Source organism: Lentilactobacillus sp. Marseille-Q4993 (assembly GCF_951230165.1).
Classification (GTDB): Bacteria; Bacillota; Bacilli; order Lactobacillales; family Lactobacillaceae; genus Lentilactobacillus.
This window is the reverse complement of sequence record NZ_CATNVB010000036.1, coordinates 1-21,154: the sequence shown is the minus strand read 5'-3', so window position 1 is coordinate 21,154 and position 21,154 is coordinate 1. Positions and strand designations below refer to the sequence as shown.

Annotated in this window: 16 protein-coding genes; 10 read left to right on the top strand and 6 right to left on the bottom strand. The window is 39.0% G+C overall.

Annotated elements, in window-relative coordinates:
* Positions 1-121: 121 nt before the first annotated feature.
* Complete coding sequence (locus QOW94_RS09855) at positions 122-487, bottom strand: MATE family efflux transporter (protein ID WP_283680261.1); 366 nt, start codon at positions 485-487, stop codon at positions 122-124.
* A 315-nt stretch (positions 488-802) separates the two neighbouring features.
* Between QOW94_RS09855 and QOW94_RS09850 the strand changes: the two genes are divergently transcribed.
* Both QOW94_RS09850 and QOW94_RS09845 read left to right on the top strand, forming a co-directional pair.
* On the top strand, positions 803-2,224 hold the full coding sequence (locus tag QOW94_RS09850) for an MFS transporter (RefSeq protein ID WP_283680260.1): 1,422 nt from the start codon (positions 803-805) through the stop codon (positions 2,222-2,224).
* Between the two features lie 65 nt (positions 2,225-2,289).
* Positions 2,290-3,171: an aldose 1-epimerase family protein gene (locus QOW94_RS09845; RefSeq protein ID WP_283680259.1), complete on the top strand. Its 882-nt coding sequence runs from the start codon at positions 2,290-2,292 to the stop codon at positions 3,169-3,171.
* Positions 3,172-3,241: 70 nt separating this feature from the next.
* On the opposite strand, the gene QOW94_RS09840 is transcribed toward QOW94_RS09845, so the two are convergent.
* Positions 3,242-3,913 (bottom strand): GntR family transcriptional regulator, encoded by a 672-nt coding sequence (locus QOW94_RS09840; RefSeq protein WP_283680258.1) that lies wholly within the window; start codon positions 3,911-3,913, stop codon positions 3,242-3,244.
* Positions 3,914-4,094: 181 nt separating this feature from the next.
* On the opposite strand from QOW94_RS09840, the gene QOW94_RS09835 reads away from it, so the two are divergent.
* The 4 genes from QOW94_RS09835 to QOW94_RS09820 all read left to right on the top strand — a co-directional run bounded on the left by QOW94_RS09835 (position 4,095) and on the right by QOW94_RS09820 (position 9,805).
* Positions 4,095-5,720 (top strand): mannitol dehydrogenase family protein, encoded by a 1,626-nt coding sequence (locus QOW94_RS09835; protein ID WP_283680257.1) that lies wholly within the window; start codon positions 4,095-4,097, stop codon positions 5,718-5,720.
* An 11-nt stretch (positions 5,721-5,731) separates the two neighbouring features.
* A complete protein-coding gene (uxaC, locus tag QOW94_RS09830) occupies positions 5,732-7,153 on the top strand; it encodes a glucuronate isomerase (protein WP_283680256.1) in 1,422 nt (473 codons plus the stop codon).
* 28 nt (positions 7,154-7,181) lie between these two features.
* On the top strand, positions 7,182-8,168 hold the full coding sequence (locus QOW94_RS09825; RefSeq protein WP_283680255.1) for a D-isomer specific 2-hydroxyacid dehydrogenase family protein: 987 nt from the start codon (positions 7,182-7,184) through the stop codon (positions 8,166-8,168).
* Positions 8,169-8,275: 107 nt separating this feature from the next.
* Positions 8,276-9,805, top strand: a complete 1,530-nt coding sequence (locus QOW94_RS09820) for a gluconokinase (RefSeq protein WP_283680254.1) — start codon at positions 8,276-8,278, stop codon at positions 9,803-9,805.
* Between the two features lie 67 nt (positions 9,806-9,872).
* On the opposite strand, the gene QOW94_RS09815 is transcribed toward QOW94_RS09820, so the two are convergent.
* From QOW94_RS09815 to QOW94_RS09800, 4 genes are all read right to left on the bottom strand, one after another.
* Positions 9,873-10,214, bottom strand: a complete 342-nt coding sequence (locus tag QOW94_RS09815; protein WP_283680253.1) for a hypothetical protein — start codon at positions 10,212-10,214, stop codon at positions 9,873-9,875.
* 190 nt (positions 10,215-10,404) lie between these two features.
* Positions 10,405-11,310 (bottom strand): glycoside hydrolase family 43 protein, encoded by a 906-nt coding sequence (locus QOW94_RS09810; protein ID WP_283680252.1) that lies wholly within the window; start codon positions 11,308-11,310, stop codon positions 10,405-10,407.
* 72 nt (positions 11,311-11,382) lie between these two features.
* Positions 11,383-11,751: a hypothetical protein gene (locus QOW94_RS09805; RefSeq protein WP_283680251.1), complete on the bottom strand. Its 369-nt coding sequence runs from the start codon at positions 11,749-11,751 to the stop codon at positions 11,383-11,385.
* Positions 11,752-11,784: 33 nt separating this feature from the next.
* Positions 11,785-13,071 carry an MFS transporter gene (locus QOW94_RS09800; protein WP_283680249.1) on the bottom strand — a complete coding sequence of 429 codons (1,287 nt, stop codon included), beginning with the start codon at positions 13,069-13,071 and terminating at the stop codon, positions 11,785-11,787.
* Positions 13,072-13,376: 305 nt separating this feature from the next.
* Here QOW94_RS09800 and QOW94_RS09795 point away from each other — a divergent pair, with 305 nt between their 5' ends.
* The 4 genes from QOW94_RS09795 to QOW94_RS09780 all read left to right on the top strand — a co-directional run bounded on the left by QOW94_RS09795 (position 13,377) and on the right by QOW94_RS09780 (position 21,026).
* Positions 13,377-15,266 (top strand): DUF2264 domain-containing protein, encoded by a 1,890-nt coding sequence (locus tag QOW94_RS09795; RefSeq protein WP_283680248.1) that lies wholly within the window; start codon positions 13,377-13,379, stop codon positions 15,264-15,266.
* A 101-nt stretch (positions 15,267-15,367) separates the two neighbouring features.
* Positions 15,368-16,381, top strand: coding sequence for a LacI family DNA-binding transcriptional regulator (locus QOW94_RS09790; protein ID WP_283680247.1), 1,014 nt, complete (start codon positions 15,368-15,370; stop codon positions 16,379-16,381).
* 191 nt (positions 16,382-16,572) lie between these two features.
* Positions 16,573-18,363 (top strand): beta-glucuronidase, encoded by a 1,791-nt coding sequence (gene uidA / locus QOW94_RS09785; RefSeq protein ID WP_283680246.1) that lies wholly within the window; start codon positions 16,573-16,575, stop codon positions 18,361-18,363.
* Positions 18,364-18,479: 116 nt separating this feature from the next.
* The gene (locus QOW94_RS09780; RefSeq protein WP_283680244.1) at positions 18,480-21,026 is read left to right on the top strand and encodes a glycosyl hydrolase; all 2,547 of its coding nucleotides are present in this window, start codon (positions 18,480-18,482) and stop codon (positions 21,024-21,026) included.
* The last annotated feature ends 128 nt before the right edge of the window (positions 21,027-21,154 follow it).

Sequence of the window (21,154 nt, the reverse complement as noted above, 5' to 3'; positions counted from 1 at the left end):
GGTAAGATGCTTGTAGTGGCTCATAGCTAGATTCCTTTCATGATTGTTTTCGCAAACATCATTTTACAGGAATCCAGCTATGGGTCCTTTTTTTAGTCACTGTTGCACTTAAATTGTAAATTCAAGGGGATAAAATCTCTCTGGATCCAATCATCATTGTTGGAGTTAATATTATTGCCATGAATGAACAAAGTATAATTCCATTGAATAAGTACGCTTCTATGTTTCTTTTGTTTTTATCCCCTACGCTTTGAGCTAATGGGATGCTGAAACCAACACAGGTACCTTGGATAAATCCTAAGATTAAGAAGCTGAGGGGATAGTATGCACCGATTACAGCGAGTGCATGTACGCCAATGAGCCTCCCCACGATAAGTGTGTCTAGGAAGTTATAAAGCTGTTGAAGAAATGAGCCACCAACAAGTGGAATTGAAAAAAATACTATTTTTTTAATCGGATTTCCTGTTGTTAAATCGAACCTAGCCATAAGAATTCTCCTATTTTTGATATATCAGATTTTAGACAATGTTGACGATAAAGAATGAAATAAGCTGAAAAATAAATTGAGACCATTTTATAATCTAAAAGGGTTAACCTACTGGTGTATAAAGGTTTATAAGCGTTGTACCAACAAAATAATTTTATCAACAAATCCTTGAAAACGCAATCATTTGATGACATCCTGTAAGTAACTTATGTATCAGTTTCAATTATCAATGCCATTAGGCATATTTATTTTTAACAATTTGTAAGCGCTTATTTTTGCAATTATTATTTATACTATTCTAGGGAGCTGAATTTAATGCAGAACACACAAAAAACAGTTACTGTTCAAACCCATCCATTTGGGATCAAAGATAAAATTGGTTATATGTTTGGAGATATTGGTAACAATTTCTCATTTAATGTGGTTAACTCTTTCTTGATGATTTTTTATACCAACGTGCTAGGATTAACAGGTGCGCAAGTTGGAGTTTTGTTTTTAATTGCACGGTTCGTTGATGCTTTTGCTGATATTACTGTGGGACGTTTAGTTGACAATAGTAAGTTACATCCATCTGGCCGATTCAAACCATGGATTAGAAGAATGCAGTATCCATTGCTTATTTCTCTCGTCCTATTGTTTGTCCCATTTGTTAAGACATGGGCATTACCAATGAGACTAGTCTATGTATTTGCTACTTATCTTGCTTGGGGTATCTTCTACTCTTCTGTCAATATTCCTTATGGATCTATGGCCTCAGCTATTAGTAGTGATCCAAACCATAAGACTTCTCTATCAACGTTTAGAGCTTTAGGATCTGCTTTAGGTAGTGCTATTACAAGTTATATTATTCCAATGTTTATGTATGTTGGTGCTTCACAACAGATATCTGGTAACAGATTCTTTATAGTTGTTATTGCTTGTGCCATTTTGGGATATATTTGTTATAACTTAACTACTCATTTGACTACAGAACGAGTAAGAACTGAAAAAAGTGAAAAAGTCCCTATGAAGGCCCTTGTTCAGGGAATGCTTAAGGATAAAGCCCTTTTGATTTTGGTTCTTGTTGATTTAGTTATCGTTGTGAATCAGAATCTTTCGGGAACAATGATTTCCTATCTCTTTAATGACTATTTCCAGAATAAAGCAGCAATGTCAATCGCACTTATTTTCAACTTTGCTACAGTGATTTTGCTCGCACCGTTCAGTACATGGATGACGAGCAAGTTTGGTAGAAAAGAATGTTCAATCGTGGCCCTTATATTTGGTTCATTAACTTATGGAACTTTACTTGTAGTTCACACCCATAGCGCTATGTTCTATTTAGTAATGCTTTTCTTTGGATCATTGGGAGCAGGTGTCTTTAACCTTATGGTTTGGGCATTTATTACTGATGTTATTGATAACCATGAGGTAATTACTGGAGTTCGTGAAGACGGTATCGTTTATGGTGTTAACTCATTTGCACGTAAAGTTGCCCAAGCTATCGCAGGTGGTTTTGGTGGATTTATGTTAACCTTTATTGGTTATCAATCGTCAACAAGTGGTGGTATTGTACAATCAGCTGCCGTAGTTCATAGAATCTATAATTTAGCTGCGGGAATCCCAACAGTATGTTTAGGATTAGCTGGACTTATTTTGTTATTCTTCTACCCATTAAATAAGAAACGAGTTCAAGCTAACGCTGCAAAGCTTAAAACTATTCATGACGAAAATTCTGCAAAGGAAGCAAACGACTAATATGAGGAAAGCAGCGTTTAATTGATAACGTTGCTTTCTTTATGTAAAGGGAGAGGTAAGTTAGAATGCAAAAAATTGAATACGGAAACTATGCTGCTGAAATAGATGAGCTAGGAGCCCAGCTTACACATTTGAAAAATATATCAGATGGTTTTGATTATATTTGGAATAATGAACTATGGCCAAAACATGCGCCAATCCTGTTTCCGGCGATTGGTCGTTCGAACGATGATTCATATCTAATTGAAGGTAGAAAATATTCAATGCCACAGCATGGTTTTGCAGCTGATCAGGAATTTGATGTTGTAGCTAATGATGGACAAAGTGTTAAATTGAGACTAAATTCTTCTAATGAAACCAAGACTATGTATCCTTATGATTTCGTATTAGATGTCACGTTTAGCATAAGTGATGAGGGACTAAAGGTACAATTTAACGTTGAAAATAAAACAAACGGTGATATGTCGTATTCTTTAGGCTATCATCCCGCTTTTAATATTCCGATAGATGATGAAGGCACCTTTAAAGATTATCATTTAGATTTTAATCCTATGCCATCTCAACTAGATAAATTTGAAATTGTTAAGAAACCAAACCCATATCGTTCAGGAAATGTGTTGCCCGTTAAGGACTTTGATAATAATGGGATTGATTTAAATTATGAAATGTTTGATGCAGGGTTAGTGATTTTAACTGATAAGTCTCTTTCAAGTGTTGAAGTAAGTAGTAAGATGAGCAAACATAGTATTAAGGTTCATTTTGAAGATTTTGATTATCTAACATTATGGACGAAAGAAGGTGCTAAGGCACCGTTCTTATGTATTGAGCCATTTAATGGACTTCCTGATGTTTATGGTGGACTAGCTGAACTTTCTACTAAAGAAGCAAATCATCATTTAGCTGATGGTCAGGAAGACAACTTTTCTATAGACATTGAATTGAATTAGTTTAGAAATTTGTTAATAAATAAAAAAATGTGGTAATCGTTAATTCAACGGTTGCCACATTTTGTATTAATTAATAATTTGTAAAGTAGTCTGGGTATGCGGAAACAACATTATCCTTTTCTTCCAACATCAAATGTAAGTGCCTAGTAATAATATATTGTACACTTTCAAGGTCTTTTAAACTAACGGCATTGTAAAGATTTGTGTGCTGACTTAATATAGTTTCCCAATTTAGTTTTTCTTGTTTCAGTCTTAATCTGCGAAATCTATTGAGTTGGGTATTATTTATTTGCAACCAATCCCATATCTTTTGGTTATCAGTAACTTTATAAAATAAATTATGAAACTTTTGATCTAAATCAAAGAAGTTATCTGGTTGTTGATTGATGATTGCAGTCCGTTGTTGTTCAATTGTTTTCTTCATCAAATCAAGTTGATTGTCAGAAAGATGAACTGTTGCGATTGAGGTAACTTTAGGTTCTATGCATTCTCTTACAAATCTACCATCATCAGCATCTGACATATCAATTTGAGTGATGTAAGTTCCACTTTGAGGAATCACTTCGATTAATCCTTCACGTTCAATGCGTATAATTGCCTCTCTCACGGGAGTTCTACCAAGTTCAAGCTCGTTTGATATAACTTTCTCAGAGATTTTTTGACCAGGGAGATAGTCAAAATGAATTATTCTGTACTTAATTTGATTATAAGCTCCATCACTTAAGTTATCTAGCGTCGCCATGGTAAAAACTCCTTAATTTATTATTTGAATTATTAACAGTATAGACCAAATGATGTAAAAAATAAATTCAAAAATAATTCATTGACAATCTGGTATATCAGATTATAATTGAAAATGAAACCGGATACATGAGTTATACATGAGTTGATTTAGAAATAGTCCTATCAGGAGGAAAGAATACATGGTTAAAATTACAGACGATTATATCAGTAATAAGGCAGCCTTTGAAAAGGCTGGAATTAAAACTCCTAATTACGATATCAATGAAAAAAATGGAGCTACCAAGTGGGTTCACTTTGGTGGCGGTAACTTATTTAGAGCTTTTCATGCAGCAATCGCCGACACTCTGATTGAAAAGGGTGAACTTGATTCTGGTGTGGTAGTTGCTGAAACGCATGATCCTTCTGTTGTGACAAGTGTATACACTCCATTTAAAAATAGAATTTTAAGAGTAATTACAAAAGCAGACGGTAACTTTGACAAAGAGTTGTTAGCTTCTGTTAAAGAGGCATTGTTCTTTGGCCCAGATAATAAAGAAGGCTGGGATAAGTTGTTTTCAATCTTTGAAAACCCAGCTTTGCAATTAGCATCGTTTACAATTACCGAAAAGGGATACAGCGTAGTTGATGATCATGGTGAGTTCTTGCCATTCGTTAAGGATGATATCGAGAACGGACCAAAGGCACCTAAGAACAACATGGCTAGCTTGGTTTCGCTCTTACTTGCTAGATTTAACGCTGGTGCATATCCAATGGCTCTTTTGAGTACTGATAACTTTTCTCAAAACGGTGACCGGCTTAAAGCAAGTGTAATGGCCGTTGCTAATGCTTGGAAGGACCGTGGCTTTGTAGGTGATGACTTCATCAACTACTTAAGTGATGAATCGAAAATTTCATTCCCATTCTCAATGATTGATAGAATCACTCCAAACCCATCTGAAGATGTGTCAAAGGTTCTGGAAGAAAGTGGTTTTGAAGATTATGAAATCGTTCATACGCCTAACCACACTAACATCGCTGCCTTTACCAACACGGAAGAGACTCATTACTTGGTTGTCGAAGATAACTTCCCTAATGGCAGGCCAGACTTCTCTAAGACTGACGTTATCCTAACAGATAAGGATACGGTTAATAAAGCAGATGAGATGAAAGTTACTACTTGCTTGAACCCACTGCATACCGCATTAGCCGTTAATGGTAGTTTGCTTGGATTCAACTCAATTGCTAAGGAAGTTTCTGATCCAGATATGTTGGCATTGATCAAGCAAATTGGATATATCGAAGGGTTACCAGTAGTAACCGATCCTAAAGTTATTAATCCTAAACAATTTATTGATGCTTTAGTTCAAAAGCGGTTACCAAACCCATACATTCCAGATATGCCACAACGAATCGCGACTGATACATCGCAAAAGCTTGCTGTTCGTTATGGGGTTACCATTTCTCATTACGTAGATGATGCAAATCGAGATCCCAAGAGCCTTAACTTCATTCCACTAGTGCTTGCAACCTGGTGCCGTTACTTGATGGCAGTTGACGACAACGGAGAGAGCTTCGATCCAAGTCCAGATCCACTTTACGATGAACTTCATGCCAAGGTCGCTGACATTAAATTAGGTGAGGAAACAGACGTTCACGCTCACTTGAAGGATATTCTTTCAAACGAAAGAATCTTTGGCCACAATCTGTACGAAGTTGGGTTGGGTGAAAAGGTCGAAGAATACTTTAAGAGTCAAATCAGTGGTAAGGGTGCCGTAAGGAAGACCCTAGTGGATACATTAGCAAGATATGAAAAACAAATAGGATAGGGGTAATAGTAATGACTTTATTAAATGATGATTTTCTTTTGACAACGGATATGGCTAAGAAGCTGTTTCATGATCACGCTTCGAAGATGCCAATCATTGATTTCCATTGTCACTTGGATCCAAAGGAAATTTACGAGAATAAAAATTACAAAAACATCAGTCGAATTTGGATCAATGAAGGTAAATTCGGGGACCATTACAAATGGCGCCTGATGCGGGCAAACGGGGTTCCTGAAGAATTGATCACTGGTGATGGTGATGATTATGAGAAATTTATCGCTTGGGCCAAAACAATCAATCGGGCGATTGGTAATCCACTTTACGAATGGACACACCTTGAGCTTCGTCGGTTCTTCGGAATCAATGATGTCTTTAACGAAAAGAGCGCTCCAGCAATTTGGGAAAAAGCTAATAAACTGATTGCGACTGATGATTTTAAACCAAGAAACTTAATCAAACGCTCAAATGTTGAAGTTGTTTGCACGACTGACGATCCAGCTTCTGAATTGAAGTATCACAAGTTACTTAAGGATGAAGAAAAAGAAAACGGCTTTAAAGTATTACCTGCAATGAGACCAGACAAGGCGATGGGAATTCAAAATGCCGGATTTGGAGATTATATTAAGGAATTCGAACGGGTATCAGGAATTACTATTAACAGCTTTGATGACCTTTTGAAAGCTTTTGATCAGCGATTTGATTACTTTGAATCCCTTGGTGGCCGGCTTTCAGACCATGGCTTGAATACGTTCCATTTTGTTGAAGCATCAGCCAACGAATTGGATGATATTCTCACTAAGGGCCGTGAGGGTAAAGAACTTACCCAAGTTGAAGTTGATAAGTATGTAACCATGTTGCTTGAGGGCTTGATTACCTTAAATCATAAGCATGGTTGGACAATGCAGTTCCACATGAACGCTATTCGGAATGCTAACAAACCAATGTTTGAAAAAATTGGTGCCGATGGCGGTTTTGACTCAATGGGAACACAAGCTGATATTACTGATCACTTCATGAAGTTGCTGACCAAGATGCAAACTAAGGACGAATTACCAAGAATGATTTTGTACTCATTAAACCCAAATGATTGGATGGAATTAGCAACTGGAATGGGTGATTTCCAACAAGACGGAGTTCAAAAGATGCAACTCGGTTGTGCATGGTGGTTTAATGACACTTTTGATGGTATGAAGAGACAGCTTACCATTATGGCTGAGCAGAGCTTGCTACCAAACTTTGTTGGAATGCTTACAGATTCACGGAGCTTCCTATCGTACCCTCGTCACGAATACTTCAGACGAGTGCTATGTAACGTAATTGGAACCTGGGCTGAGCGTGGTCAAGTTCCTGATGATGAGGATTACCTTGGCAAAATCGTTGAGGATATTTCTTATAACAACGCTCATGATCAATTTGGTTTTTATAATAATTAATAACATAGAGAGTAGGAGATTTTAGATTATGGAATACAATATTGCGGTCGTTAACTCAAGTAGTTTTGGTCAAGTATTTACTGAACACTGGGCTGAATTGGAAAAAATTGGTAATGTTAAGCGGTTCATGCTACCAACTGATATTGATGGTAAGTCATTAGCAAAGGAATTGAACGGATTCAACATTATCATTGCGAGTGTTACTCCATTCTTCAACAAGGACTTCTTTGACAACAAGGATGAAACCCTATTGATCTCACGTCACGGAATTGGATTTAACAACGTTGACATCAAGGAAGCCAAGAAGCACAACACTTTGGTAACAATCGTTCCTCAATTGGTTGAAAGAAATGCCGTTGCTGAAAACGAAGTTGCTAACTTGATGTCATTGGTTCGCCAAGTTGTTCCTTCATCAGAACGTGAACGCGCAGGTCGCTACCAAGATCGGGCTCAATTCATGGGCCATGACTTCTCAGGTAAGACCTTTGGAGTTATTGGTTGTGGTAACATTGGTAGCCGAGTTGCTGAATTGTTTGGTGTCTTTGGTGGCCCAGTGCTAGTATGCGATCCAAATCCGCATGTACCAGGTAACTGGTTGAACGACCACAACGTTGAATTGGTTGATCTTGATACCTTGCTTTCTCGTTGTGACTATATTTCACTCAATGCATCACTTGATGACACTAGTCTTCACACGATCGATGCAGCAGCAGTTAAGAAACTCAAGAAGGGTGCATATATCTGTAATAACGGTCGTGGTGCATTGGTCGTTGAAGATGCAATTCTTGATGGAATCGAAAGTGGCCAAATTTCTGGTTACGCTGCCGATGCAATGGAAGTTGAACCAGTTAAGGAAGACCACCCATTCTTAAAGAATGACAGAATTCTTTTAACTCCACATACTTCTGCTTACACTTACGAATGTCTTCACGGCATGGGTGAAAAGTGTGTCGGTGATGTTAAGGATGTTGTTGCGGGTAAGCAACCTGTCCGTGAATTAACTCACACAGTTTAATAATTATTTAAGACGATAACGAAAACGGGGTCTGTGTGGCCATAACCATTGCAGACTCTTTTTTCTTCAAAAAAATCACAATTTTTGGTGTGATGGGAGTGAAAATGATGGATTATTTGATTGGAATCGACGTTGGAACAACGAGTACAAAAGCGCTATTATACGACATCGATGGTAACGTGATCGCTAAAGCTAATAAGGGCTATACTCTCTATCAAAATGTTCCTGACATGGCTGAGGAGGATCCGGACGAAATCTTTAACGCCACAATTTCAGCCTTACAAGAAATTACCGCTAAGGCAGTTGATGGCAAGGTTAAAGCAATTTCTTGGTCAGCTCAACAGCACAGTTTGATTGGGTTAGACAAGAACTTTAAACCGCTGACAAGAACGATTACTTGGGCTGATAACCGAGCTGAACGGGTCGCTGCTGAGTATAAAGAAAACGGTAAGGGATTTGAGGCATATTCCAAGACGGGGCTGCCAATTCACCCAATGGGTCCGTTTTATAAACTACTCTGGTTACGGCGTGATAAGCCTGAACTATTTGATAAGGTTGCTTACTGGGTCGGTATTAAGGAATACATCATCTGGAAGTACACTGGTGTGCTGAAGGAAGAAGTATCGATGGCTGCAGCTACTGGTCTTTTGAATATGGAAAAAGTTGACTGGGATGACTCAATCTTGGAAGAGGTTGGGGTTAAACGGTCACAATTGCCAGAGCTAGTGGAAATCACTGATAAGTTTCAAGGTATTAAGTCTGAGTACGCCAAAGTTATTGGTGTAGACGAAGATGTGTATTTCGTAATGGGAGCAACTGATGGTGCCCTTTCAACCTTCGGGGTTGGGGCAATTGAAACTGGAGTTCTTGCAATCAACGTTGGAACATCAGCTGCTGTTAGAACCTTTGTGGATAAGCCGTTGGTGGATCCTAAAGCTAGAATCTACTGTTACCCAATCATGAACGGCAAGTATCTGATTGGGGGACCAATCAATAATGGTGGAATCATCTTTAGCTGGGCCCATGATGCTTTATTTGGAGCTGAGCAGGAAGCTGCTAAGATGCTTAAGATGGACTCGTTTGATATGCTTACCGAAATTGCATCAAAGGTTCCGGTTGGTTCAAACGGACTGATCTTCCATCCATATCTTGGTGGAGAACGGGCACCATTATGGGATGCTAACGCTCGCGGTTCATTCTTTGGTTTAAACAGGAATCATACTAGGGCAGATATGATTAGAGCCGTCCTTGAAGGGATTGTTTATAATCTCTACTCAGTAACACTTGCATTAAAGGAAGTTACTGGTGATCCTAAGTCGATTTTGGCGGCTGGTGGTTTTGTCCGCTCTAAATTAGCTACGCAAATGATGGCTGATGTTTTTGAAAATGATGTTATTATTCCAGAATCCTACGAAAGCGGTAGTTTGGCAGCAATGTTTATTGCCAAGATGGCTTTGGGATTGGAAAGTGATATCGCGGATATCAAGAAATACCTTGGTAAGGAAACCGTGTATAAACCAAACGAAGAAGCATTTGCTCGTTACCGGAAGTTAATGCCAATTTATCTCCGCCTTAGCAGAAGCTTTGGTGAAGAATACAAGGCAATTGCTGATTATCAAAGAGAATTTAATGATTAATAGTTAATAAAAAATAGGCCTCAATCCTGGATGTTAAGGATTGGGGCCTATTCATTTATGTTAGCTATTAGTTTGCTGGAATCAAAGTAATGTCTGAGAAAACATCAGCTAATGTTTCGTTGGTATCAGCAAATCGCTTGTTAAGGATCAATTGTCTAAACTCTTCAATGGTAATTGTTTCAGTTTGCTTGAATGGCATTGGCGAACCAAGAGTAGAACTGTTTAAGCCAGTCATGATGTTCAAAATAATGCCCTTCTTACTATCGTAGCGAGCACGGTAATATTCAAAATATTCTCTGGTCTCGTATGAACCAGTTAATTCCTTATGGTTAATAAAGTAATCAAGGATAAATGATTCAAAGTCCTCTGAGTAAGCCAAAACGTCTTTCATGTTAGTTAAATCGCGCATAATTAATTGCCCTCCTATATTCCCGCAAAATGAGTTAAAAAACTGAGAAAATCCATAACTGGTATATCAGTTATTTACAACTATCATTCTAACTGCATTTTCTGAAAATGCAAGAGAAAAGTTTGACTAAATTTAGTGAAATAAGAGTTAAACGCTGATTTTATAACAATGAAAACGATTGAAAATAAAATTATTTTTTGTTAAAAAACTTTATAAGTGCCTCTTTTTCATTGGTACTGATTTTAATTACCGAGCCATGACGAGCCCTAGATGGCATTTTAAATTCATCCTCATTTAGTTGATGAAATTCGCCACTACCAAGGCTGCTAGTTATAAGGGGGAAGTAACCCTTATCGGTAAAGTTATCGGCTAGCAGGCACCATTCGCCTGATGGCAACTGATAGCTGATGGGGCCTTCGACGTTTGGTAAGTTGCTTAAGTATGGTGATAAGATCAACCGTGGTTCGCCGTTGAATGACAGCAGATGTTCAATAAATAGTCTGGTTGTGGTTTCGTTTTTAGAAATCCGGTAGTATCCATCTTTAGTGGGTGCGATGGTGGTATCAATCGTACTAAAATTATTGTCGATCCACACTTCGGGCTTAGTGAAATTAATGAAATCGGCAGTGGTACTTAGATATATTCTTTGTTTGGTAAAATCATCGCCGTTGATTTTAGAAGCCCAGTAGACATTAAATGCTTTCTTTTGCTGGTCGTAGCTAGCCTCCGCTGCCCACACGCAGCCAAACGATTCAGGGGCAACTTCAACGGATCTTGGACCATTCCAGTCAATTAGGTTTGTGGATTCCCAAACGATAAGGTTTCGACTTCCAGTTCGCTGCACTTCGGCCCAGTTATTATGGCCATGCATTCGTAAATCTGTCGCAATTATCACGTATTTTTGAGTTAAGGGATTGTAAGTGATAAACGGGTCCCGAACACCACCGGTACCGATTGTGGAGGTTAGGATTGGTTGATTATTGTTTAAATCTTGCCAAAACAAACCATCATCACTAGTGGCCATGTAGATTTGTTCACCGTTTTCATACTTTTCTCCTGCAAAATAGACAAATAGATAACTTGATTTAGTGTTCATTGAATTTATCTCCTTTATGTAAAAGGCCAAAGCAAGAGTGCTTTGGTCTGGATAAAAATATATGAAGCGTACTTATTTATCGTCATTGTGACGACGAACATGCGCACTTGGTTCATCAGAAAGCATCTTTGAAAAGACGTCGGTTAAAGTCTCGCTTTGATCTTCGAACTTCTTATTGATGATCAGCTGACGGAACTCTTCAATTGATAAGTTTTCCACGTCCTTAAATGGAAGTGGAGCATTTGATTGTTTGAGACCGGTTTTAAGGGTAACAACTAATCCTTTTTTACTATCTAGGGTTACTGAATAGTACTCATAATAACTAGGGGTATCGTAGTCACCGGTCAGTTCCTTGTGTTCATTGAAGTAAGCAGTAATGAACTTTTCAAATTCTTCTTTAGAGTTTAACGCTTGTTTCCAGTCATTTTCACCAAATGTCATAGTATTCCTTCTTTCTGTTTAAAAAACTGTAGATTATCGAACCCGCTTGATGGCTGCGATTGCCAAACCACCAATAACTTCCATAGCGATGGCAAAGATGAAGATTGATTGGTAACCGAATTCAGCAACGATTGAAGAAGCAACCATGGCACCAAGCATTTGACCAAGAGTGTTAGCCAAGTTGATCAAACCAAGGTCTTTACCTGCAGTATCTGATGATGGCAAAACGTCCATGTTTAGGGCACCATCAACTGAGTTGTATAAACCATTACCAAAAGCAGCGATGATGGCGTATACGAACATTGCCCATGGTTTTTGAATGAAGAGTGGGAATAATGCAGCGGCACCTAAGGCAAACGTTGCGATAACAACCGGTGCTTTAACCCGCTTCATTTTATCGGCAAGTGGGCCACCAACTAAGGCGAAGAACACACCGATAAATAGCATGATCATTGAGAAAATCGAAATTGATTTACCCGCACCAGCAGTTGATTGACCGATGTAATCAGTAAAGATAAACAGTTGGAAAGTAGTAACGATTGTTGAACCAACAACCATGAAGAACTTACCAGAGAGGGCAAGGTAGAAATCACGAGCATCGTGAGTTGGGAAGAAGAAGTATTTTTTAAGAGAATTCTTATCAAACTTGACCTTAGGCTCGTCTAAATTGCTGGGTTCCTTGATTAAAATAATGTGAATGAATGCAAGGACAACAGTCATTGTTGCCATTACATAAATACCGAATTTAACGTTACCTAAGAATTGAGCTGCTAACAGGGCAAAACCTTGTTGAGCGATTGTAAATCCAACTCCATAAAATGTTGATACGGTTCCCCGCCATTTAGGGGCAACCCGATCAGAAATCTGTGGGTATATTGCAGCGGCAATTGCGTTTTCAGCGGCTGCAGCGACAATCCAAACGATGATGATTCCCCAGATGGAAGCCAGGTTAGCAATAACAACTAATGAGGCTGCAACTGCAATCGTTCCTAAAACTATGTAAGGTTTTCTCTTACCATACTTAGTTCTAGTAACGTCTGAGAGGGCTCCAAATAGTAAGTTGGTAATAGCACCTACGATTGATGCAACCGTTGCTAAAATACCAACGGCCCAAACTTTATGAGCTGGATCAATCTGAGCGAACAATTCTGGAATTAAAACGCTACGAGTTGATCCAATAGGGCCGTACCAACATAGGGGTGCTAAAAACATTGCTGAAGAAATTAGCCAGGGTAGTTTAGGTTGTTGTTCATCCTTAACGACCGCGTTGGTGATTTCACCAACAGCGGTTTTGACTGGCTCTTTTTTGTTATCTGCCATTTTGCTTAACTCCTTTGATTTTATGATTAGAAAAAATATAAGCGCTTACAGGGTTTATTATAGCCATCATTTTTATTTTGTACACTTTTTGTTTACTAATTTTCTCTTTATTTTAGTAAATAAATTTTGATAAAAATGGTCGAAAAAGGTATTTTGATAACGTTTACAATGCCTAAAAACGATATCAATCTTTTTAAAAAAATATTTTAAGTTAACAAATTCGATGAAAATGTGTTGAATTTTACTAAAAATGAAATATACTATACTTGTAAACGTTTTCAAATAATTGAAAGATGGGTGAAGTTATGAGTTATCGAAAACTATTCAATGAACAAATCAAGGACAATCCGCTTCGATCAAAGGCTGATGTTAAAGCAGCATTGGAGGATATTCTGGAGCCTGCAATGAATGTTTTATCCCAACAAAAACGGGCTGGACGTTTCCGGATGAGTGATAGCGGAGCAGTTTACCTTCAGGATAAAACTTCTATAGAAGGTTTCATGAGATTGCTCTGGGGATTAGGACCATTCTTCAGTGATAAGACTCGAATTTATGAGAAGCCAGAATGGTTTGAAATGGTATCTAAGGGAATCCTTGAGGGAACTGATCCAGAATCACCAGATTACTTTGGTGGTGACCTTGGCGATTACGATCAGCTATTCGTCGAAATGGGAGCTCTAACAGCTTACTTATATGAAACGAAGGAAAGCTTCTGGGATACATTGTCCGAAGTTCAACAAAAACGAATCGTTGACTGGATGGATCAAGTTAACTATAAAGTGATTCCAAAGACTAACTGGTTGTTCTTTAGAGCCATGGTTAATCAATTTATCACTGATTCGGGTTATTATGACCGCTCAAAGGAAATTGATGCAGATTATGCCATTACCAATACTCATTATTTGGATCATGGTTGGTCATACGATGGTTATGAAAATCAAATTGATAACTACATTCCGTTTGCTTACCAGTTCTTCACAATCTTAACGGTTGGTTTGACTAACAATGATGATAAGCAAGCTAAATTACTAAAGGAACGGGCCCAAGCGTTTGTTAAGAGCTATGCCAACTGGTTTGCTGCTGATGGGGCTGCCTTACCATACGGTAGAAGTTTGGAGTACCGATTCGCTCAAGCTGCTTTCTGGGCAGCCTACGCATACGCTCACGTGGATATGCCAGACGGATATACCATGGGGGATATCAAACACCTACTACTTAACAACCTTAGATGGTGGTTCAAGCAAAACATCTTCCAAAGTGATGGTTTGATTCCAATTGGATATTCATACCCTAACATGAACTTTGCGGAAGGTTACAACGGTCCTGCCTCAGCTTACTGGGCTTTGAAGACCTTTATCTTCTTTGCACTTCCAGATGACGATGAGTTCTGGACTGCTAAAGAGAGTGACGACTTTAAGTTTGAAAAGGAAAAATTACAACCAGAACCAAGAATGTTGATCGAACACAGTAAAACTGGCCAAGAAGTTCAAGCATTTACCGCTGGTCAACATTCACATGAGCATGCTCATGGTGAAGCTAAGTACGAAAAGTATGTGTACTCGAGTAGCTTTGGGTTCTCAACGCCAAAGGGTAGCGTCTTGTTAAAGCAAGGAGCATTTGATAACACCCTTGCAATTGCGGAATCTGAAAACTTCTGGCAAACAGCCTTTAGATATGCTGACTACGCTGTCCATGAAAATTATGTATACTCGGATTGGAAACCATTTGACGACGTGGAAATCAAGAACTTTGTCGTTCCATCAATGCCATGGCACGTTCGGGTTCATAAGATTCATACTGGTAGAGCTCTTCACTTGGCAGAAGGAAGTTTTGCAGGTCCTGAGTACGGAATTCCAGGTCAAGAAGAAGTTAAGGTTGATGTTCCTAACTCAGTATTCTATAAAACTGAAGTGGGAATTACGGGAATCGTTGGTTATCACGATGAATTGAAGGCAGAATTGTCAGTTCCGGAACCCAACACTAACATTTACTTCCCTAAGACTAGAATCCCACTGCAAAGTGGTGAAATTCAGCCAGGTGATTACGTATTTTATTCTCTATATCTTGGTGATCGGGAACTTGAATCACTTGATAGTAATGGCAAGATTGTGGTGCCTGATGTTAGCCTTGACGGGAACAAATTAACCTTTAGCCTAAATGGAGAACAAGTAGTTACCGAATTAACTGAATTCTAATTATTCCCAACTCTTTTTAGGAAATTGGTCAAAAGTTTGTTAGAATGATTTAGTATTAGCAAATGATAAATCAATGGTGATTAAAAAGAGGGTTGGAAGCAATGAGTTCGGAAAAGGGACCAACAATTAAAGATGTTGCTGACCAAGCTGGAGTTTCAATCTCGACAGTTTCGCGGATTTTGAACTACGATGAAACACTCGCAGTGACTAATGAAACTAAGCAACGAGTATTTGAAGTGGCTGAGCGGGTTCAGTACAAACGAAAGCCAAGGAAGCGAACTAACCAAAAGCAGGATAAGATTGCAATTGTTCAGTGGCATTCAAATAAAGAGGAAATGACTGATCTTTATTACCTGCAGATTCAATATGGAATTGAGAACAAAGCTAGTAGCATAGGATCAACAACCGATACATTTGCGGTGCACACAGTAACCAAGGATGCACTAAAGTCGTTTGATGGGATTATTGCTGTTGGTAAGTTTGATCAGACTGAGATTGAAGGTTTGGGAGCTATGGGAAAACCGTTAGTCTTTGTTGGTCAGAACTACCTTGCTTATGGTTTTGACAGTGTTCAAAGTGATTACATCACTCCAGTGAAAAAGATCATCGATCATTTTATGGAAGTTGGAATCAGTGATATTGGTATGATTGGTGGCCAAGAAACGACAGTTACTGAACGTAACCAAGTGGCGGAACCTAGGAGAGCAACGTTTAATGACTACCTAAAAGCCAAAAACGCCTATAACGAGGACTTTGTATTTAGTGGCGACTTTGGCCCTGATTCCGGTTATGATTTAATGAATAAAGCGATCGACAAGTTAGGTGAGGAACTTCCTCATGGATTTATCGTCGCCAGTGACTCAATGGCTGTTGGAGCTTTACGGTCACTCAATGAACACCAAATCAAAGTCCCTGAAAGGGTTAGCATGATTAGTTTTAATGATGTGGCAATTGCTAAGTATACTAACCCACCGCTAACGACAGTGCATTCCCATACGGAAGCACTGGGTGAGCGGGCTTTGGACTTGCTCCAGGCGGGAGTAAAAAATCCAAATAAGATTGCAGAATCAAATGTATTAGCTACGGAAATCGTGTATCGAGGAAGTAGTTTATAATATCTTAAATAAGAACTCTAGGGTAGTGCAAAGGCCTCAGGGTTCTTTTTAATGTCGTTTTAGTAAAAGTAACGACATTATAGAAGTTTATTAATTTAATTTTACTAAAATTATTGACCTTACTCCAAAAAATAGTACAATAGAAGCTAGAAGAGAAAGCGCTTACCTAAACTTACTTGGAGGCATCACTAATGGAAAAAAGTTTATTATACCCAGAATTGAATGAATTTAGATATGACCGCAAACTGGATGGACTATGGGACTTTAAGTTCGATCCAAAGCAAGAAGGTAACGCTCAAAACTGGACCACTGGTTTGAGCGATGCCGTTAAAATGCCAGTTCCTGCTAGTTTTAATGATTTTTTTACTAAAAAAGAAGAACGCGAGTATGCAGGAGACTTCTGGTACTCAACTAAGTTCTTTGTTCCCAAGGAATTAGAAGACAAACAAGTTGGAATTCGGTTTGGTGCCGCAACCCATCGCGCCACTGTCTACGTAAACGGGACTGAAATTCGTAGTCATGAAGGTGGCTTCTTACCATTTACTGCTGACATTACCTCAGTTGCTAAGTTTGGGACTGAAAATATTGTTGCAATTAAGATCAATAACGAACTTCACCGTGATGCACTTCCTGCTGGTGATACCATTACTCTAGAAAATGGTAGCAAGATGGTCAAACCATTCTTTGATTTCTACAATTACTCAGGCTTGAACAGAAGCGTTCACCTAGTTGCCCAACCAAAGACTTCAGTTATTGATTACTCAACAACTTTTGATGTTTCTGCAAGCCACGCAACGGTTAACTATCAAGTTGAAATTGAAGGAACTGCTGATGTTGCTGTCAAGTTAATTGATGAAGATGGTAACGAAGTTGCAAATGCTCAGGGTGCTGCAGGCAAACTTGAAGTTGATAATCCAAAGCTTTGGAATGTTAGGGATGCCCACCTTTACACAATCAAGATTCAATTACTTCAAAATGGTAATGCAATTGATGAGTACACTGATGAAATTGGTTTACGAAAGATTGAAATCAAGGGTCACCAAATCCTAGTTAACGGTAAGGAAGTATACTTACGGGGATTTGGTCGTCATGAAGATAGTATCTATGCTGGTCGAGCTTTTGATCTTAACGTTGAAAGAAAAGACGTTGAGTTGATGGAATGGACTGGAGCTAACTCGTTTAGAACTTCTCACTATCCATATGACGAAGAAGCATACCGTTTCGCTGACCGTGAAGGATTCATGGTTATCGACGAAGTTCCTGCCGTTGGATTCAAAATGGCAGCTGCAAGTTTCTTAGGTGGATTAGACGCATCATTCTTTGATGGTGATTGGACTGACGAACTCCAAAAGAAGCATTTGGATCAAATCCATGACATGATTCTTAGAGATAAGAACCACCCATCAGTATTCGCTTGGAGCTTATTCAACGAACCTGACACTTCAACTGATTCAGCAGTGCCATACTTCGAAAAAGTATTTGAGGATACTAAGGATTTGGATCCACAACATCGTTCAAGAACATTTACTCTTAATGAAGACGATACTTTCGAAGCTTCTAAGTGTAAGCAATTCCCAGATATCTTCTTACTTAACAGATATCCAGGTTGGTATCACAAGTGGGGCTTTGAAATCTCAGATGGTGAGGCCGGTTTGAGAAGAGAAATGGATCAATGGCAGAATTCAGACATTGATAAACCAATGATTTACACTGAATACGGTGCTGATACTCAACCAGGACTTCATAAGTTACCATCAATTATGTGGAGTGAAGAGTACCAGACAGAAGTTCTTGAAATGTTTGGCCGCGTCTTCGACTCATATGATTTCATTCGTGGTGAACAAGTATGGAACTTTGCAGATTTCCAAACTGTTGAAGGTAACATGCGGGTCAATGGAAACAAGAAAGGAATCTTTACTAGAGATAGACAGCCAAAGGCGGCTGCATTCTTCTTGAAGAACCGTTGGGAAAATATTGATTAATCAAGAAATAAATTGATAAAAATGAAACTGGGAATATAGGTAACCAATCTAATTTGTAATTATTATTAGATTGCTTAAAACTGACTTTCCCAGTTTTAATATATGGAGGAAGACTAATGAACAGTACCAATTTTACAATTGATGCGGATACACTATTGACCACCTCTGATGCCAATACTTTCAAAGGATTTGGATACATTAGCTGTAACAATTCATCACGGTTACTGATGGACTATCGCTATGAGCACCCCGAAAGCTATCAAAAAATTCTGGATATTCTATTTGGTGGTAATCATCCAGTGCTGAGAATGGTAAAAGTCGAGTTAGGTGATGATGCCAACACTTCGTCCGGTACTGAGCCAGCCCCAGTTCGGACAGAAGATGAAGAGGCCAACGTCGAACGTGGAATGGGCTTCAGGTTTATTGCTGACGCCAAGCGGGTTCAACCGGAATTAAAAACTGCGTTACTTCGTTGGGGCGAACCCGGTTTTCTGCGCCAAAAGTGGCAACAAGTTAAAACCAAGGATCCCGACAACTTAGTTCCAGAATCAGTATTTGAAGATATGTACCAATACTACAAAAAAACAATTATGGCGGCATACAATCGCTTTGGATATGTCTTTGATTACGTGGATCCGGACCGGAATGAAACTAAACACCCAATGATCAAGTGGATCAAGTGGTTTACCAACCGGGTTCAGGAAGATAATGACTTTCCTGAAGGCTTTCCAGTTGATAAATATCACCAAATTAAAGTAATCGCAGCTGATGAGAATTACGAGACTGATTTCGGTGACTCAATGGTTGACGATGAAGAACTTAGAAATTTGGTTACAGCAGTTGGATTCCATTACAACACTGACGATAGTCCTCGCAAGTCGTACACTAAGCTAGCTGATGAGTTCCATAAGGAAGTTTGGTACAGTGAAGGAATTGCACCAATGACCTTTGGTAAATATCGGGTTAAGGCTTCTAACGGTGACGGAATTGGTGGTCAACAGAGTGGTTTGGATGTTGCTAACCGGGTAATCAAGAGTTATTTCAAATCACGTCGGAGTTTGTACCTATTTCAACCTGCAGTTTCCGCATACTATCCAGGGGTTAACTACAGTCACAAGGAATTGATCACAGCTAATCGCCCATGGTCAGGCTTCTTCGAGGTTGATAACGTTGGGTTACAAGTCATCAAACACTTTACGGACTTTGCTAAAACTGGTTGGGAAGATGCAGATGCTTGGCGGGTTCTCACTAGCGCTACTGAGAGTGGTGTAGGTGGAACCGAGAACTTGACGATTGATACTGATAAGCCAAGTTATATGACATTGATGGCACCTGATAAGTCTGATTATTCGGTCGTATTTGTGAATGATAGTGCGCAAGCAAGGGAATACCATATTCAGCTAAAAAATGTGAGTGATAAATCTGTCTACGTTTGGGAAAGTAAAGCTCCTGAAAACTCAAAGCAGGAGTATGATAGTGGTCTCAAGCAAATGCGCGAAAAAGTTGATCCTATAAATGGGGAATTAACCATTGTTGTGGATCCTCATTCTGTAGTGACCGCAACCACGTTGTATCTCCTGAACGACCCTGAAGTTAAGTATCAACGATTAGAATCAGGAAAAGAGGATTCGTTACTGATTGAAGATAACCAGAAGCACCTTCTTTACCACGATGATTTTAGCTATCCTGAGTACAGTGATGATTATGCGGAGAGTCGGGGTGGCACACCAAGATATACAACTGATCAGGGTGGTGCCTTTGAAGTTGTCAACGATGGAAATGAACCTGTATTGAAGCAGGTAATTACTGAAAAGGAACGAGCCCTTGATTGGGAGTATTCATACGCTCCTAACTTTACCGTTGGGGATGACCGTTGGTGTGATTACAGTGTTAAGCTCAAGGTTAAGTTTGATAATCAAACTGTTCAAAATACCGCCTCTGGTAACTACATTGGGATTGGTTTATTTGAAATGACTGACGTTAAGGGTCGCCTTGAGAGCGCACCATATGTTTTCAAACTATTTACTGATGGCTCATGCCAGTTGATTAAGGATGATGAGGTTGTTGAACTTGGTTACGTTGACAATCTTGATTTAGAAAAGGATCATATTGTCGAGTTTACCGGAGTAAATGGGGTTCTATCCGCAAAGGTTGATGATGACCACGTATTCCACTACACCGATGTCAATAACATTAAATATAGTGGTCGGGTAAAAGTCGGAACCGGATACTACAACACTGAAATTAAGGAAATCACCGTCTTTAGTATTTCTGGCAAACTTGATCTAATCAGTCAACGAATTGATGATCTCGATGATCAGATTAGCTATAGCGGTAAATGGGAACACGTTTGTGGTCTTGGTAACACAATTTGGAACCGGACCGTTTCTACAGCTGAAGGCGATGGCGAGGCAAACTTTAAGTTTAACTTTGATGGAACTGGTTTCTCGCTAATTGGAAAACAGTCGGCAGAGACTTATATTAGAGTTTACGTCGATGGCCGAATGGTCTTACCTAGTGTTCGGGTTCAAAAGGCTGATGATAAGTCAGAGAACTTTGTGATTCGCAACTTAGAGGATAAGAACCATAATGTAAGAATTCTTGCTCTCAGAGGAAAGTATACGTTGGATGCGGTGGATTTGATAAAGCCGTTTATAGGATAATAAGAGGCTGGGACAAAAGTCCTAGTTAAAGCAAAAAAGCTTCGGAAATAAAAATTTCCGAGGCTTTTTTGCATTTTACGTAGCACAGAGAATTCAACTCTGCTATTCTTAAATCGACTAAAACCCAA